This is a genomic window from Spirillospora sp. CA-128828 (assembly GCF_050945415.1).
Lineage (GTDB): Bacteria > Actinomycetota > Actinomycetes > Streptosporangiales > Streptosporangiaceae > Spirillospora.
The window spans coordinates 1439735-1454863 of the sequence record NZ_CP191986.1 but is presented as its reverse complement, the minus strand read 5'-3'; the positions used below and the strand labels follow the sequence as shown (position 1 = coordinate 1454863).

At 72.5% G+C, this 15129-nt stretch carries 14 protein-coding genes; 8 read left to right on the top strand and 6 right to left on the bottom strand.

Annotated elements, in window-relative coordinates:
* Nucleotides 1–16: 16 nt before the first annotated feature.
* The gene (gene proS / locus ACQPXG_RS07515; RefSeq protein WP_433466884.1) at nt 17–1465 is read right to left on the bottom strand and encodes a proline--tRNA ligase; all 1449 of its coding nucleotides are present in this window, start codon (nt 1463–1465) and stop codon (nt 17–19) included.
* A gap of 58 nt (nt 1466–1523) precedes the next feature.
* On the opposite strand from proS, the gene ACQPXG_RS07510 reads away from it, so the two are divergent.
* The 8 genes from ACQPXG_RS07510 to ACQPXG_RS07475 all read left to right on the top strand — a co-directional run bounded on the left by ACQPXG_RS07510 (nt 1524) and on the right by ACQPXG_RS07475 (nt 10072).
* On the top strand, nt 1524–3218 hold the full coding sequence (locus ACQPXG_RS07510) for a proline--tRNA ligase (protein WP_433466883.1): 1695 nt from the start codon (nt 1524–1526) through the stop codon (nt 3216–3218).
* 43 nt (nt 3219–3261) lie between these two features.
* Nucleotides 3262–4905 (top strand): ABC-F family ATP-binding cassette domain-containing protein, encoded by a 1644-nt coding sequence (locus tag ACQPXG_RS07505; RefSeq protein ID WP_433466882.1) that lies wholly within the window; start codon nt 3262–3264, stop codon nt 4903–4905.
* 70 nt (nt 4906–4975) lie between these two features.
* Nucleotides 4976–5947: an NAD-dependent epimerase/dehydratase family protein gene (locus ACQPXG_RS07500; protein WP_433466881.1), complete on the top strand. Its 972-nt coding sequence runs from the start codon at nt 4976–4978 to the stop codon at nt 5945–5947.
* Nucleotides 5944–7101, top strand: a complete 1158-nt coding sequence (locus ACQPXG_RS07495; RefSeq protein WP_433466880.1) for a glycosyltransferase family 4 protein — start codon at nt 5944–5946, stop codon at nt 7099–7101. Before ACQPXG_RS07500 ends, ACQPXG_RS07495 begins: the two co-directional genes overlap by 4 nt.
* A gap of 10 nt (nt 7102–7111) precedes the next feature.
* Nucleotides 7112–7840 (top strand): hypothetical protein, encoded by a 729-nt coding sequence (locus tag ACQPXG_RS07490; protein WP_433466879.1) that lies wholly within the window; start codon nt 7112–7114, stop codon nt 7838–7840.
* Nucleotides 7837–8190 carry a hypothetical protein gene (locus ACQPXG_RS07485; RefSeq protein WP_433466878.1) on the top strand — a complete coding sequence of 118 codons (354 nt, stop codon included), beginning with the start codon at nt 7837–7839 and terminating at the stop codon, nt 8188–8190. Before ACQPXG_RS07490 ends, ACQPXG_RS07485 begins: the two co-directional genes overlap by 4 nt.
* Entirely contained in the window at nt 8190–9305 is a 1116-nt protein-coding gene (locus ACQPXG_RS07480; RefSeq protein ID WP_433466877.1) for a glycosyltransferase family 4 protein, read from the top strand. Before ACQPXG_RS07485 ends, ACQPXG_RS07480 begins: the two co-directional genes overlap by 1 nt.
* Nucleotides 9302–10072, top strand: coding sequence for a hypothetical protein (locus tag ACQPXG_RS07475; protein ID WP_433466876.1), 771 nt, complete (start codon nt 9302–9304; stop codon nt 10070–10072). Before ACQPXG_RS07480 ends, ACQPXG_RS07475 begins: the two co-directional genes overlap by 4 nt.
* Here the strand turns inward: ACQPXG_RS07475 and ACQPXG_RS07470 are convergent.
* The 5 genes from ACQPXG_RS07470 to ACQPXG_RS07450 all read right to left on the bottom strand — a co-directional run bounded on the left by ACQPXG_RS07470 (nt 10059) and on the right by ACQPXG_RS07450 (nt 15073).
* Nucleotides 10059–11321, bottom strand: coding sequence for a serine hydrolase domain-containing protein (locus ACQPXG_RS07470; RefSeq protein WP_433466875.1), 1263 nt, complete (start codon nt 11319–11321; stop codon nt 10059–10061). The two genes, ACQPXG_RS07475 and ACQPXG_RS07470, sit on opposite strands and share 14 nt — an antisense overlap.
* Before the next feature lie 105 nt (nt 11322–11426).
* A complete protein-coding gene (locus tag ACQPXG_RS07465) occupies nt 11427–11948 on the bottom strand; it encodes a YceI family protein (RefSeq protein ID WP_433466874.1) in 522 nt (173 codons plus the stop codon).
* Between the two features lie 23 nt (nt 11949–11971).
* On the bottom strand, nt 11972–12763 hold the full coding sequence (locus ACQPXG_RS07460; RefSeq protein ID WP_433466873.1) for a VanW family protein: 792 nt from the start codon (nt 12761–12763) through the stop codon (nt 11972–11974).
* Between the two features lie 377 nt (nt 12764–13140).
* Nucleotides 13141–13371 (bottom strand): DUF6158 family protein, encoded by a 231-nt coding sequence (locus tag ACQPXG_RS07455; protein ID WP_433466872.1) that lies wholly within the window; start codon nt 13369–13371, stop codon nt 13141–13143.
* Nucleotides 13358–15073, bottom strand: a complete 1716-nt coding sequence (locus ACQPXG_RS07450; RefSeq protein WP_433466871.1) for a bifunctional phosphatase PAP2/diacylglycerol kinase family protein — start codon at nt 15071–15073, stop codon at nt 13358–13360. Before ACQPXG_RS07450 ends, ACQPXG_RS07455 begins: the two co-directional genes overlap by 14 nt.
* Between the last annotated feature and the right edge of the window lie 56 nt (nt 15074–15129).

Here is a 15129-nt window from a genome sequence, read left to right as displayed (position 1 = left end):
CCCGGCCGTCCCCGTCTCAGTACGCCCGGCCGAAGATGACGCGCTTGCCGTACGCGGACGGCCGGCCGCACTTCACGCAGACGCCGGTCTCCTCGGGCGCGTCGGCCGCGATGACCCGGGGGGTCGCGGCGGTCTCGGCCTTGATGTCGTCCTCGCACGCGGTCTCGCCGCAGTGGAACGCCCGCGCCCAGCCGGTCGCGACCTGCGCGGCGAACGCGTCCCAGCCGTCCACCACGGCCGTGTTGTCCTCGCGGAACTTCTCGGCCCTGGCCAGCAGGAACGACTGGAAGTCGGCGAGCATCCCGGGCAGCAGCTCGGGCAGCTTGTCGAGCGGGATCTGCTCCTTGCCCTGCCCCTCCACGGTCGGCAGCCGCCGCGCGACGGTCGCGACGCCGCCCTCGATGTCGCGTTTGCCGAGCTCGACGCGGATCGGGACGCCGCGCATCTCCCACTCGTTGAACTTGAACCCGGGCGACAGCTGCGGCCGGTTGTCGTCGACGTGCACCCGGATGCCCATCGCCTTGATCGCCGCACCGAGCCGGCGGGCCTCGGCGGCGGCCTGCTCGCCCTGCTCCTTGCGCCCGATCGGGACGATCACCACCTGGTAGGGCGCGAGCCGCGGCGGCAGGACGAGCCCCTTGTCGTCCCCGTGCGTCATGATCACGCCGCCGATCATGCGGGTGCTCATGCCCCAGGACGTCGTGTGGGCGTGGGTCAGCTTGCCCGCCTCGTCCTGGTACTGGATCTCGAACGCCTTGGCGAAGTTGGTGCCGAGGTAGTGGGACGTGCCGGCCTGGAGCGCCCGGCCGTCCCGCATCATGCCCTCGATCGTGTACGTGCGGACGGCGCCGGCGAACCGCTCGCCGGGCGTCTTCTCCCCCGCCACGACGGGGATCGCCGCCAGCTCCCGCGCCACGGCCGCGTAGGCGTCCAGCGCCCACATCGTCTCGCGCATCGCGTCGGCCTCGTCGATGTGCGCGGTGTGGCCCTCCTGCCAGAGGAACTCGGTGGTGCGCAGGAACAGCCGGGGCCGCATCTCCCACCGGACGACGTTCGCCCACTGGTTCAGCAGCAGCGGCAGGTCGCGGTGCGAGTCGATCCACTTGGCCATGTACTCGCCGATGACGGTCTCGGACGTCGGCCGCATGACCAGCGGCTCTTCGAGGTCCTTGCCGCCCGCGTGCGTCACGACCGCCAGCTCCGGGGAGAAGCCCTCGACGTGCTCGGCCTCGCGTTTGAGATAGGACTCCGGGATGAGCATCGGGAAGCAGGCGTTGTCGTGCCCCGCGTCCTTGATCCGCCGGTCCAGGTCGGCCTGGAGCAGCTCCCACACCCGGTAACCGTACGGGCGGATGACCATCGTGCCGCGCACCGGTCCGCGGTCGACGAGCTGGGCCTGCACGACCAGCTCGTTGTACCAGGCGGAGAAATCCTCGCTCTGCGGCGTCACACCTTCTCGACTCACGGCACACAAGGGTACTGACCATCGGCGTTGGTCAGGGCACCTTCGCTACCCTCGCGAGATGCGCTGGTCCCAGATGTTCGTGCCCACGCTCCGCGACGACCCCGCCGAGGCGGAGGCGCCGAGCCACCGGCTGCTGCTCCGGGCGGGCTACATCCGGCAGCTCACCGCCGGCCACTACTCGCTGCTCCCGCTGGCCGTCCGCGTCCGGGCGAGGATCATCCAGATCATCCGCGAGGAGATGAACCGGATCGGCGCGCAGGAGATGCTGTTGCCGGCGCTGCACCCGGCGGAGCCGTGGCAGCGGTCCGGCCGCTGGGAGCTGATGGGCCAGGAGATGTTCCGGCTCCGCGACCGGCGCGGCACCGACCACGCCCTCGGCATGACGCACGAGGAGATCTTCGCGACCGTCGCCAGGGAGCTGAACTCCTACCGGCAGCTCCCGCAGCAGTGGTACCAGTTCCAGACGAAGTTCCGGGACGAGCCGCGCCCCAAGGGCGGCCTCATGCGAACCCGCGAGTTCACGATGAAGGACGCCTACAGCTTCGACGTCGACCGTCCCGGCCTGGACGCCTCGTTCGACGCCTACCACGGCGCCTACACGCGGATCTTCGAGCGGCTGGGCATCCCGGCGCTGCCGTGCGAGGCGTCCAGCGGCACGATGGGCGGCTCCGGCTCGACCGAGTTCATGTGCCCCTCCGACATCGGCGAGGACCTCGTCGTCCACTCCCCGGCGTGCGGTTACGCGGCGAACATCGAGCGGGCGACGTCGGCGCTGCCGCCCGCGTCGGACGGCCCCGGCCCGGACGCTCCCGAACGCTTCGACACGCCCGGCGTCCGCACCATCGAGGACCTGCTGGCGTACGACGCGCCGGGCGACCGCCAGATCAAGACGCTCGTCTACGTCCTGGACGGGACGCTCACCCTCGTCCTGCTGCGCGGTGACCACCCGCTCAACGAGCAGAAGCTCGTGGACGCGACCGGTGCGGCCCGGATCCGCGCCGCCGAGCCCGCCGAGATCCAGGACGCCCTCGGCGCGCTGCCCGGCAGCCTCGGCGCGGTCGGCGTGACCCTCCCCGTGATCGCGGACGAGGCGCTGCGGGGCCGCCGCGACATGTTCACCGGTGCCAACACCGACGACGTCCACCTCCGCGGCGTCGACGTCGACCGCGACATCGACGCCGGCACGTGGGCGGACCTGCGCGAGGTCTCGGAAGGGGAGCCCTGCGTCCGCTGCGGGGAGCCGCTGCGGATCCAGCGGGCGATCGAGATCGGGCACATCTTCAAGCTCGGCGACCGCTACGCCCGCGCCCTCGGCGTCGAGGTGCTCGACCCGGACGGCCGGCGCGTCCCGGTGATCATGGGCAGCTACGGGATCGGCGTGGAGCGCGCGATGGCCGCGATCGTCGAGACCCACAACGACGAGCGCGGCGTCGTCTGGCCGGTGGCGGTGGCCCCGTTCCAGGTCGTCGTCGTGATCGCCCAGTCCGATGACGCCGACGTGGCCAAGGCCGCCGAGGACGTCTACGCCGGCCTGGCCGGCGCCGGCGTCGAGGTGGTGATCGACGACCGTCCCGAGCGCGCGGGCGTGAAGTTCCGCGACGCCGAGCTGACGGGCATCCCGTTCCGGGTGACCGCGGGCCGCCGGGGTCTGGCCGAGGGCGTGGCCGAGGTGACCGCGCGCGCCACCGGCGACACGTCCAAGATCGCCCTGGGCTCCGTCGTCGACCACGTCCGGACGCTTCTGGACGCGTAATTCGTTTGACGCTCCCCGCGCGCCTTCCCGAGACTCGGACACCATGGGACACGTCGAGGCCGGGCACATCGGCCATGTGCTGCCGGACGGCCGAGTGCTGCTGGACGACGCCTCGTTCCGGGTCGGCGACGGCGTCACGGCCGCCCTGGTCGGCCCGAACGGCGCGGGCAAGACGACCCTCCTCAGGCTGATCGCCGGGGACCTGGCGCTCCAGTCCGGAACCGTCGCGCACAGCGGCGGCATCGGCGTGATGCGCCAGTTCATCGGCAGCATGCGGGACGGGTCGTCCGTCCACGACCTGCTGCTGTCGCTGGCCCCGCCCCGGGTACGGGAGGCGGCCGAGGCCGTGGAGACGGCCGAGCTGGCGATGATGGAGCGCGACGACGAACCCGCCCAGCTCCGCTACGCCACGGCCCTCGCAGGCTGGGGCGACGCGGGCGGCTACGAGATCGAAGTGCTGTGGGACGCGTGCTGCGTCGCGGCCCTGGGCGTCCCGTACGACTCGTGCCGCTGGCGCGAGGTCCGCACGCTTTCGGGCGGCGAACAGAAACGCCTCGCGCTCGAAGCGCTGCTCCGCGGCCCCGACGAGGTCCTCCTGCTGGACGAGCCCGACAACTATCTGGACGTCCCGGGCAAACGATGGCTTGAGGAAAGGCTGCGGGAGACCTCCAAGACGGTCCTCCTGGTGTCCCACGATCGTGAGCTCCTCGACCGTTCCGCCGACCGGATCGTCACCGTCGAGGCGGCCCGCGTCTGGATCCACGGCGGCCGCTTCTCGACCTACGCCGCCGCCCGCCGCGACCGCAACGAACGCCTGGAAGAGCTGCGCCGGCGCTGGGACGAGGAGCACGCGAAGCTCAAGGAACTCGTCAACACGCTCAGGACCAAGGCCACGGTCAACGACGGTTTCGCGTCCCGCTACCGCGCCGCGCAGACGCGGCTGCGCAAGTTCGAGGAGGCGGGCCCGCCCGAGGTCCCGCCCCGCGACCAGAGCCTCAAGATGCGGCTCCGCGGCGGCCGCACCGGGAAACGCTCGGTGATCTGCGAGGGGCTCGAACTGACGGGCCTCATGAAGCCCTTCAGCACCGAGGTCTGGTACGGCGAGCGCGTGGCCGTCCTCGGCTCGAACGGCTCGGGCAAGTCCCACTTCCTGCGCCTGCTCACCGCGATCGCCGAAGCGCTCCCCCGCGGCGCGACGCCGGTGGAGCCCGTCGCCCACACCGGCGTCGCCCGCCTGGGCGCCCGCGTCGTCCCGGGCCTGTTCGCGCAGACCCACGCCCGTCCGGACCTGGCCGGGCGCACCCCGTGCGAGATCGTCATGACCGAGCACGCCCGCCTCCGCAACGACGCGATGAACGCCCTGGCCCGCTACGAGCTGAACGTCTGCGCCGAGCAGCCCTTCGAAACCCTCTCCGGAGGCCAGCAGGCCCGCCTGCAGATCCTCCTCCTGGAGCTGGGCGGCGCCACGCTCCTCCTCCTGGACGAGCCCACCGACAACCTGGACCTGGCCAGCGCCGAAGCCCTCCAGGAGGGCCTGGAGTCCTTCGAGGGAACCGTCCTCTCGGTGACGCATGACCGCTGGTTCGCCCGCGCCTTCGACCGCCACCTGATCTTCGGCGCCGACGGCTCCGTCTACGAATCCGCGGAACCCGTCTGGGACGAGGCCCGCGTGGCCCGCCCCCGCTGAGCCCCGAGGGGGCAGAGAAGACGGACCGTGGCTCTGTCCCGGGTTGGGCTGCGGCGGATAAAGTGCCCGCGTGCGGGTGGTTGTTACTGGTGCGGCGGGGTTCATCGGAAGTCATGTGGTCGACGCGCTTTCGGGGGCGGGCCATGAGGTGCTCGCCGTGGACGCGCCCGGCCGGTCGCTCGCCCCGGATGTCGCGCGGCGCACATGGGCGGAGGTCGCGGCGCGGCCGGGGGTCGTCGCGGCGGAGGCCGATCTGGCGGTGGACGAGCTGAACGCCGTCGTCGCGGCGGACGTCGTCGTGCATCTGGCCGGACGGCCCGGCGTACGCGACTCGTGGGGTGCGGGCGAGGCCATCGCGGAGCGGGACAACGTCCGGGCGACCCGGCGGCTGCTCGCGGCCTGCCTGGAAAGGCCGGCCGGGCAGCGGCCGAAGGTGGTCGTGGCGTCCAGTTCGTCGGTGTACGGGTCGGCGGGGCGGCGGCCGAACCGGGAGGACGATCGGCTGAGCCCGGCCAGCCCCTACGCGGCCAGCAAGGTCGAGGTGGAGCGGCTCACCGGCCTGGCCGCCGGTGGCGGTCTGCGGACCGTCCTGCTCCGGTACTTCTCCGTCTACGGGCCCCGGCAGCGGCCCGACATGGCGTTCCACCGATTCGTGGAGGCCGCGCTGGACGGGCGTCCGCTGCCCGTGTTCGGTGACGGGCGCAATTCCCGGAGCTTCACCCACGTGCGGGATGTGGTCGCGGCGACGCTCGCGGCGGCGGCCGAGGACCTGCCGCCCGGTATCGCCGTCAACATCGGGCACAGCGAGCATGTCGCGGTACGAGACGCCATCGCGATGCTCACCGATGCCCTGGGCGTCCAAGCGGAGATCCAGCGGGAGACGCCCGTTGCCGGGGACGCGGCGCGCACCTGGGCCGACACCGGGCGCGCTCGGGACATGCTCGGCTGGACGGCCACGGCGGACCTGGCGGAAGGTCTCGCGGACCAGATCGCCTGGCACCGTGGGCGCCGGGCCGTCCCCGAGGAGGTCGGCGTCGGATGAAGCACAGGGCGGCGTACGTCGCGTTCGACCGGTTCCCCTCCAGCAAGGGGTCGGCGGTGCACATCGCGCAGATGGCCGACGAGCTGTTCGCGCACCACGGTGGCGGGCTCCTCGGCGTGATCGGCGGCGGCGACCTGCCGCGCTACCAGCGGGAGGGGGCTCGGGAGATCGCCCGGTTCGACGAGCAGATCCCGAACCTGATCGACCGGGCCGAGGCGTTCTCCGGCTGGGTGGCCGCGCACCTCGAACCGCACTGGGAGAGCCTGGAGGTCTGCCACGTCCGGGACCCGTGGAGCGCGCTGCCCGCGGTCGCGGACGGGCGCCGCCACAAGGTCGTGTACGAGGTCAACGGGCTGCCGTCCGTCGAGATGAGCCACACGTGGCCGTGGGCGGCGCCGAAGACACTCGGCAAGATCCGCGAACTGGAGCGGTACTGCCTGGAGCGCAGCGACGCCGTCGTGGTGCCGTCGCGGGTGATCGGCAGGGCGGTCCGGGATCGGGGCGTCCCCGAGGGCAGGATCCATCTCGTGCCCAACGGGGCCGACGTGCGCGACATGCCGGTCCGCCCCGCCGACGCGCCCGCCCATTACATCGTCTACGTCGGCGCGTTGCAGCCTTGGCAGGGCTTGGACGTCCTGATGCGCGCGTTCGCACGGCTCGCCGATCTGGCCGATCTGCGGCTGGTGATCTGCGCGTCCGTGCCGGAGCGGCGGGCCAAGCCGGTGCGGCGGCTGGCCGAGCGGCTCGGGGTCGCCGAGCGGATCGACTGGCGGTTCACGCTGCCGCACCACGAGGTGGCCGCCTGGCTGGCGCACGCCGAGGTGTCGCTGGCGCCGCTGACCGGATGCGCCCGCAACCTCGACCAGGGCTGCGCGCCGCTGAAGGTGATCGAGTCCATGGCGGCGGGCGTGCCGGTGGTCGCCTCGGACCTGCCGGCGGTCCGGGAGCTGATGGCGGACGGGGAGCACGGGCGGCTCGTCCCGGCCGACCGTCCCGCCGAGCTGGCGCGGGCCGTCCGGATCCTGCTGGAGTACCCGGAGGAGGCCGCCGCCATGGGGCGCAGGGGCCGCGAGCACATCGAGGAGAGTCTGACCTGGGCGCGGTCGCGCGCCCGGCTGGCCGAGGTCTACCGCACGATCGCACGGGTCCGTTAGGTGGTTCGTCATGTTCTGGCGTAAGCAGAAGGCCGCCATCGAGCGGTTCCATCCGCTGCACAAGGCGCTCACGCTGGAGAAGGGCTTCTCCGTCTCGCTGCGGCGCGACGACTGGGAGCCGGTGATCCAGAGCCTCGCGCGGCACCGCGTCGAGATCCGGCGGCACAGGTGGCGGCTGTCCGAACGGGTGCCGGAGGTGGTCGTGCCGATGCTGCGGGTGCTGGCGTCCGACATGACGCCGGACGGCGTGCTGTCGGTGGCCCTCGACATGCGCGGCCCCAACGCTCCCGGGAAGCAGGGGCCGAGGTTCGACCTGCCCGTCCACCGGCCGGTCCTGGCGATGCAGCAGTGGTTCGCGATGGACCCCTGGCTGCGGATGCGCGCCGAACTGCGGGACGGCAGCGTCCTGGAACTGACGGTCACCGACCGGGTGCGGTACCGCTGGCGCAAGAAGCGCAACCCGCGCGGCAAGGTCAAGGTGAAGACCAAGACGAAGACGGTGCATCTGGTCCGGGCCACCCGGCAGCTGGCGAAGAACGCCGCCGTCCAGCGGCCCGGGACGCCTCCGCCGAACTGGGTGAGGGTCCAGGTGAAGCAGGGGAAGCGGCTCGTGATCCGGTCGACCTGCAAGCTTCCCGGCCAGTCCGCCATGGGGAACCTGACCGGCCAGATCCTGCTGGTGGCGACGGAACCGTTCCGATGGACGCCGCCGGCCTCGTCCGCGAGGAGGACCACGTGACCCGCTGCACCGTGACCACCGGGTTCTTCGTGCTCGGACGCTGCGGGCAGACCGCGGTGGCGGCGTGCCCGCAGTGCGCCCGGCCGGTCTGCGCCGTCCATGCCGGGCCGGGCGGGCTGTGCCCCGAATGCGCCATGGCCCAGGGGTACCGCCCGCACGACCCGCACGATCCGTCCTGGACGGGCTGGTACCGGCGCCACTACTACCAGACCAGCTCCCGCACCTACAGCGACACCTACTGGTACTCCTCGTTCGACCAGTACGACCGCGGGGCGTTCAACCCGGGCGACGACTACTCCCACGGGGGCGACTGGGGACCGGACGACGACACCGGCTTCGTGGACAGCTGATGCCCCGCGTCCTGTGGATCACCGAGCACTATCCGCCGAGCCAGGGTGGCATGTCGCAGTCGTGCGACCGGATCGTGCGGGGCCTGCGCGACGCCGGCGCCGAAGTGGACGTCGCGCACCTGACCCGCCGGACACGCCCGTGGGGCGTCCGGCGGGAGCACGGCGGGCGGCTGCTGACCGCCCCGCTCGGCGACGACCCCGAGCACGCGCTGCGCCGCCTGTGGACGACCATCACGGCCGAGAACCTCACCGGCTACACCCACCTCGTCGCGTTCGGCGGCGTGTACGCGATGCTCGCCGCGCCCGTCCTGGCCGCGCTGCTGGACGCGCCGCTGGTCACGCTGCTGCGCGGCAACGACATCGATGTCGGCGTCTTCTCCATGCGGCGGCGCGGCGTGCTGGCGGACGCGCTGCGCGCCTCGTCGCGCGTCTGCGTCGTCGCCCGCTCGCATGCACCGCTGGTGTCGGCGCTGGCCCCGGACGCGGCGGTCACGTTCGTCGCGAACAGCGTCGACACCGCGCAGTGGCGCGTCCTGCCGTCCGAGCGGGAGCGCGGCCGGGTGTGGCGGGACGAGAACGTCGAGCCGGGGCGCCGCACCCTCGGGCTCATCGGCCAACTCAAGGTGAAGAAGGGCGTGGGCTTCTTTCTGGACGCCCTGGCTGCGTCAGGCCACTCCGAGTCGTTCCACCTGCTGCTCGTGGGCGAGGTCGAGGAGTCCGTGCAGGAGTGGCTGGCCGAGCACGACGTCCCGCATTCGGTCCTCCCGTTCATGGAGCGCTACGACCTTCCGGCCGTCTACGCGAGCTGTGACCTGGTCGCGCTGCCGTCCTTCTATGACGGGATGCCGAACGTGGCGCTGGAGGCGGCGGCGCTCGGCGTGCCGCTGATCGCCTCGGACGGCGGCGGGCTCGCGGACGTGGCCGACGACGAGATCGGGTTCACATTCCCCGCGGGCGACGCGCACGCCTGCCGCGCGGCGATCGACCGGGCCGCGCGGGCGGGCGGCGAAGAACTGGCGAAGCTCGGCGCGGCGGGCGCGGAACGGATCCGGCGCGACTTCGCACCGGCCACTGAAACGGCCGGCTACCTCGCCGTTCTCGACTCGGCCCGGTGATCGTCTGCTACGCGGCCGGCGACGGGCTGGGGCATCTGACCCGGCTCCGGTCCGCCCTGCACACCCTCCGCCTGGAGGGCCCGGTAACCGTTGTCACCGGCTCGCCGTTCGCCGGCGATCCGCGCGTCACAGGCGGCTGGCAGGTCGTGGAGACCGCCGACCTCGCGGCCCTGCGGCCGGACGAAGTGATCGTGGACGCCTTCCCGGCCGGGTTGAAGGGCGAACTGACGCGCCTCCCCCGCGGCAAAAGGACGACGCATCTGGCGCGGCTGCTTCGCTGGGACGCCTACCGGCCGTTCCTTCCCGCGGAGCCGCCCCGCTTCGACCGCACGTTCGTCCTAGAGGAACTCGACCCCGCGCACTACGCCTACTTGCGCACAGTCTCGGACGAGGTCCTGCCACTGACGCTCACCGATCCCCCATCGGACCCCGTCGACGTGGACGGTTGGCTCATCGTTCACAGTGGGCCCGACGCAGAGACGCTCGAACTCGTCGCCTACGCGCAGGACATGGCGTCCGCCGAAAGGGTCCGACCGCCGATGACCCTGGTGTCGCCCTACCGGCCGGCTGATCTGCCCCAAGGCATCGCGCACGTGGACATCTACCCCGCCTACACGCCAGGCCCGAACGTCGAACGGATCGTCACCGCGGCCGGTTTCAATGCCGTCCGCCAATACGCGCCCTGGCGGGAACGGCACCGCATGATGCCGTTCCCGCGCAGCCTCGACGATCAGTACGAACGCGCAGCCCGCGCTAGAAGTACGTAGAGGTCAGGTCACCGGTCGGCCAGGTCTTCACCGCATTGGCGGCCTTGTGAAGCAGCAGGTCGATGCCGTCGTAGCTGGGCGCGTCGCCCTCCTGGCGCTGGTCGAACAGCACCGCCCACGACAGGCCGTCGTACCGGCGGACCATCAGCGTGTACGTCCCGGGAAGGCTCCCGTTGTGCCAGGTGTTCATGCCGCCGGTGACGGGGCGCACCTGCCATCCGCAGCCGTAGTACCAGCCGTCGTCGTTGATGCCGGTCTCCGGCTTGGCGAGCGCCCGCTTGATGGACGTCGAGGTCAGGACCGACGTCCCGCCGTCGTAGACGCCCGCGAAACGGGTCAGGTCCATGGCAGTGGCCAGCCAGCCACCGTGCGAGTCCATGTTCTCCAGCTTGAAGGCACCGTAGGGATAGGCGACCTTATTGCCGCTGTTGTCGAACACGGTCGTCCCGGTGTACGCCGAGTAGTACGGCACTTCACCGGACGCCTTCGTGAGCGTGCGCCCCTGCCGCATCCGGGTGATCTTGCGCGGCCCCAGCACGACCTGCCGGACGTAGTCCTCGTACTTCTTCCCGGTGACCTTCTCGATGATCCGGCCGAGCAGGAGGAACCCGTAGTTGGAGTACGCGTACTGCGTCCCGGGCGCGTGGTCGAGCTTGTGGGCCGACACGTACCTCATGATGTCGGCCCGCGTGACGGGCAGCGAGACGCCGAGCGCCGCCGCGATCTTCGCGTCCTGGAACATCGGGTCGGGCGTGATGTCGCGGTCCCAGCCGCCGAGGTGCTGGAGGAGCCGCAGCACGGTGACGTCCTTCAGCCGCGGGTCGGCCGTGGTGGAGAGCCCCAGCAGCGTCGCGGCCCGGTCGGTGAGCTTGAGCTTCCCGTCCTGGACGAGCCGGAGCACGGCCGTCGCCGTCACCGGCTTGGAGATGCTGGCGATGCGGAACAGCGAGGTCGGCTGCGTCTTGAGGCCGCTTTCGCTCGTGTAGGTGTAGCCGCGCGAAAGGACCAGCTTGCCCTTGCGGACGACGGCGAGCTGCCCGCACGAGATGTTGCGCTGCTGCATGAACGTCTTGAGCGTCGAGTCGAAGCCGCCGAGTCCCGCGAGCGCCTTGCCGGTCACCTGCCACGAGCGGGCCGCCGCGACCGCCTGCGCGGTCTTGGACGAGCCGGAGGAGCATCCGGCGAGCAGCGCCGGCGCGGCCGCCAGCCCCGCCGCCTTGCCGAAGTCCCGCCTGCTGAGAGCGACCATCCCCGTCCCCCCTGAAGATCGAATGTCGGGAATGCGACGATCCCGCACCCTAGTGCATGGTGATCTTCCGGGGAGACCGGAATCCTCCAGGAGGTGAACCGAAGGTCAGCCGGGCAGGCGGAGGTCGAACTCGATCTCGACCTCGTCGGCGAGGCGCAGCGCGCCGAAGAAGGCCGAGTACGGCTTGATGCCCCAGCGGCTCTGCTCGACGGTGAAGCCGCCGCGCAGCCGGCCGGCGTTCAGCACGGCCCCGATCCGCACCGGTTTGACCCGGCCCATGATCGTCAGATCGCCCTCGACGGCGTCCTCGCCCACCGCGGTCGACACGAAGGTGATCCGCGGATACCGCTGCGCGTCCAGCACCTTGCGCAGGTTCTTCTTGATCTCCGCGCGGTCCTGGTCGGTCAGCGGCTTCACGCCGCCGGCGCCCTCGCGCACCTCCAGCGCGTCCACGTCGACGGTCACCTCGACGGACGACGCGTCCCGCGGCTCACGGGCCTCGACCGCCGCAGTCCAGCGGGTGGCCTCGATGGTCAGGTCGTGCCCGGCGCGCCGGCCGAGCCCGCTGCGGCCCGTGCGGACGAGCAGCCGCCCGTCGTCCGGTCCCAGCTCGAACGTTCCCTCCATGCATCCCACCCTGCCACGCGGGGTCAGAGGCACTTCACCCTGGGCTGGGCGCGGTACTCGGTGTGGAACCTCTCGCGGCGCACCTCGCGCCCGCCGGCGGACAGCGTCCGCCACACGTCGATCTTGAAGCCCTTCCGTCCCGTCATGGGAACGCACTTCTGGCCTCGCCCCTCGCCCGTCCCGTACGACTTGAAGCCGTACCGCTCGGACGTCCGCGACTGGACCTCGTACTTGCGCTCGCCCCAGAGGCTCACCGTCAGCGACGACGCGGTGTAGGCGGCCTGGATGCGCACAGGGGCGTCGGTGTCGTTCTTCCAGGTGAAGTCGAGCCCCGGATAGAACACGGCGGCTTCTCGCCCTTCCGGATACTCCGGCATCCACATGGTGTGTGCGCGCGCCTTGCGGATGTCCAGGCCGGCTCTGAACACCGCGTTGTACAGAGTCGTGGACACCTGGCAGATGCCGCCGCCCACGTCCTTCACCAGACGCGATCCCATGATGGCGGGCGCGGGCACGTAGCCGCGGCTCCTGGTGCGCGGCCCGACGACGTCGTTGAACGAGAACGTCGTCCCCGGCTCGACGATGTGCCCGTCCAGAATCTGGGCGGCGAGTTCGATGTTGCGGACGCGCGGCTCGCCCGGCGTGAACTCCGTGGTGTACGCGCTCATCGGCCGCTCCGGTGGCGCCGCGTCCGGCGCGGCCGAGCCGGCGGCGGCGTGCTCGGGGACGGCCAGCGCCGCCGACGCCCCCGGCCGCCGCGGAAAATCCAGGTAGGCGCCTAACAGAAGCCCCGTCGTGGCGAGCGCGCCCGCCACGATCGGCCACCACCGCCGGGCGCACTCCCGCAACAGCGGCTGGCCCCCGCGGCTCAGCGGCCCGCAACGCCGCCGTCTCCGGCCGGCCCGGGTCCCCCCCACCTCAACACCCCCCGAAGATCCCCCACCGGGATCCTCCACGGACCCTGCCGGTCCCCCGCGACCAACGCCCGCCCCTTTACCCGAACAAGACGCACCCCCGAACAACCCCAGCCCCGGCGCATAGCGCCGATCGCCCGGCCGGGCTCATGTCGGGTGACGACCCCCTACACCCCCCGAAAAGGCCGCCCGGCCGGACTCCCGTGAGGGGGCGACCCCCCACACACCCCCGGAAGAGCCCACCGGACGGGCCGGGCGGCCGTGTCGGCGGCTCGCCCTCAGCGGGCGCGGGCTCCCTCGCGAAGCCGTTCGGGATCGATCTCGCGGCCGGGACGCCGCCGGAGGTACTCGGCCTCCAGCTCGTTCATCCGGCGCGTGTGCTCGCCGTACGCCTGGTCGGCGGCGTGCCGGAGCGCGTCCAGCCTCGTCTCGTACAGGTGGCCGAGCTCACGGAACAGGTCGTCGTCGGTGAGGTCGCCGGGCGCGATCCCCAGGTCACGGCTCGTCATCGTGCGGTTCCCCTCCTTCGCGGGCGTCCCGTCCCCTACCCGCCCGCCGCCGGCCGAATCGCCGGCCCCCCGTCCCGGGGACGGCGGGACGGAACACCGTGAGCGCGCCGGCGTGCTTGCCGAACCGCACCGCCGGCGGGAGCGACGCCACCTCGCCGTCGCGCGCCAGCCGCAGCTCGCCACCCGGCGACACGACCTCCAGGCCGCTCGTCCGCCAGGCGTGGTAGCCGGGCGTGACGTGCAGGTGCCCGGCGAGGACCGCGGCGACCGCGCGGACGCGGGGCACGCGCCGCCCGGCAGTGATCATCCGGACGTCCAGCCGCCCGTCGTCGAGGCGGTCGCGCCAGGTGGGGGCGGGGCCCCGCGACCCGAAGCCGCAGTTGCCGACGAACGCGAGCCAGACCCGGCGCCGCCTGCCGTCCACCATCAGCTCGCCCGGTTCGGAGCGGCGCAGCGTCCGAACGGCGGCGACCGCGAGCGCCGGCCACTTCCCGATCCGCTTCTGCAGCCGCTCGCGCCGGTCGACCAGCTCGGTGTAGGCGCCGAAGCTCGCCGTGTTGAGGAACAGGCGCTCCTCGTCGCGGTCCGGCCCGGCCGCGAGGGGTGTGGCGTAGGAGACGTCGACCCGGCCGACCTGGCCGCTCCGGTAGGCGTCGACGGCCTGGGCCGCGGACTCCACCCCGAGCGTGCGGGCGAAGTGGTCGAAGGTTCCGCCCGGGATGACGAGCAGCGGGACGTCGTGCCTCAGCGCGGCCCGCGCGGCCGCGTTCACCGTGCCGTCCCCGCCGATCACGCCCAGGACCGCGGCCCGCTCGGCGGCCACGGCGAACGCCTTGTCGACGTCCCCGTCCGGGCCCAGCCGGACGATCTCCGCCGCGGGCAGTTCGGCCTCGACCAGCGCGAGCGCGAGCTCGGCGCGTCCCGGCAGGATCCTGGTGTCGGCCTCGCCGGAGGCGCCCGAACCGAGGTTGACGACCGCGACGAGGCCGCGTCCGTCGGCGCTGACCCGGACATCGGCGTCCTCGGCCCGGGGCACGCGGGCCGCCGGAGGGTGGGACGGCCAGACCGTGCGCGTCCCGAGCCCGGCGAGCGCGCCGATCCCGAGCCCGGCCAGCACGTCGCCCGGATAGTGCGCGCCGGTGTACACCCGGGAGAAGGCCACCGCCGCGGCCGTCGCCGCGACCGGGACGGCCACCGCGCGCGGCGCCTCCAGCGCGACGCCCGTCGCGAACGCGGCGGCGGACGCCGAGTGGCCGGACGGGAAGGCGTGCGAGGTCGGCAGCTTCCAGCGGATCCGGATCGGCGGCACCAGGTCCACGAGGGGACGCTTCCGGCGGAACGCCTGCTTGCCGATGATGTTCACGGCGGGGCTGGCCACCGCGATCGCGACGGACCCGCGCAGCGCGGCCCGCCGCAGCCGGGGCCGTCCCGCGACCCCCATCGCGCCGGCGGCCGTGAACCACAGGACACCGTGGTCGGCGATCCGGGACAGCCGCGGCAGGACGTATTCCAGTCCGCGCAGCCGGGCCGCCGCCACCCGGTCGAAAGCCCACCGGTCGGCCCGCCCGAGCCTGCGCAGCAGGCCGATGCGCGCCAGGCCGGACCGGGCCTCGGGCCGGGCCTCGGCCCACCGGGTCCGCGGACGGTGCGAGATGACCCTCCATGACGGCACGGCGACGCGCCGTGAGTGGTTAACGCGCATGATCGGGGTATCCCCAGGGACGCCGACATGATTCCGTAAGATCTCAAATCGGGGGT

Bases quoted from the DNA above. Each gene is read 5' to 3' on its own strand.
- ACQPXG_RS07510 (WP_433466883.1), top strand. From the start codon at position 1,524: ATGCGCTGGTCCCAGATGTTCGTGCCCACGCTCCGCGACGACCCCGCC.
- ACQPXG_RS07505 (WP_433466882.1), top strand. From the start codon at position 3,262: ATGGGACACGTCGAGGCCGGGCACATCGGCCATGTGCTGCCGGACGGC.
- ACQPXG_RS07495 (WP_433466880.1), top strand. From the start codon at position 5,944: ATGAAGCACAGGGCGGCGTACGTCGCGTTCGACCGGTTCCCCTCCAGC.
- ACQPXG_RS07490 (WP_433466879.1), top strand. From the start codon at position 7,112: ATGTTCTGGCGTAAGCAGAAGGCCGCCATCGAGCGGTTCCATCCGCTG.
- ACQPXG_RS07480 (WP_433466877.1), top strand. From the start codon at position 8,190: ATGCCCCGCGTCCTGTGGATCACCGAGCACTATCCGCCGAGCCAGGGT.
- ACQPXG_RS07470 (WP_433466875.1), bottom strand. From the start codon at position 11,321: ATGGTCGCTCTCAGCAGGCGGGACTTCGGCAAGGCGGCGGGGCTGGCG.
- ACQPXG_RS07465 (WP_433466874.1), bottom strand. From the start codon at position 11,948: ATGGAGGGAACGTTCGAGCTGGGACCGGACGACGGGCGGCTGCTCGTC.
- ACQPXG_RS07455 (WP_433466872.1), bottom strand. From the start codon at position 13,371: ATGACGAGCCGTGACCTGGGGATCGCGCCCGGCGACCTCACCGACGAC.
- ACQPXG_RS07450 (WP_433466871.1), bottom strand. From the start codon at position 15,073: ATGCGCGTTAACCACTCACGGCGCGTCGCCGTGCCGTCATGGAGGGTC.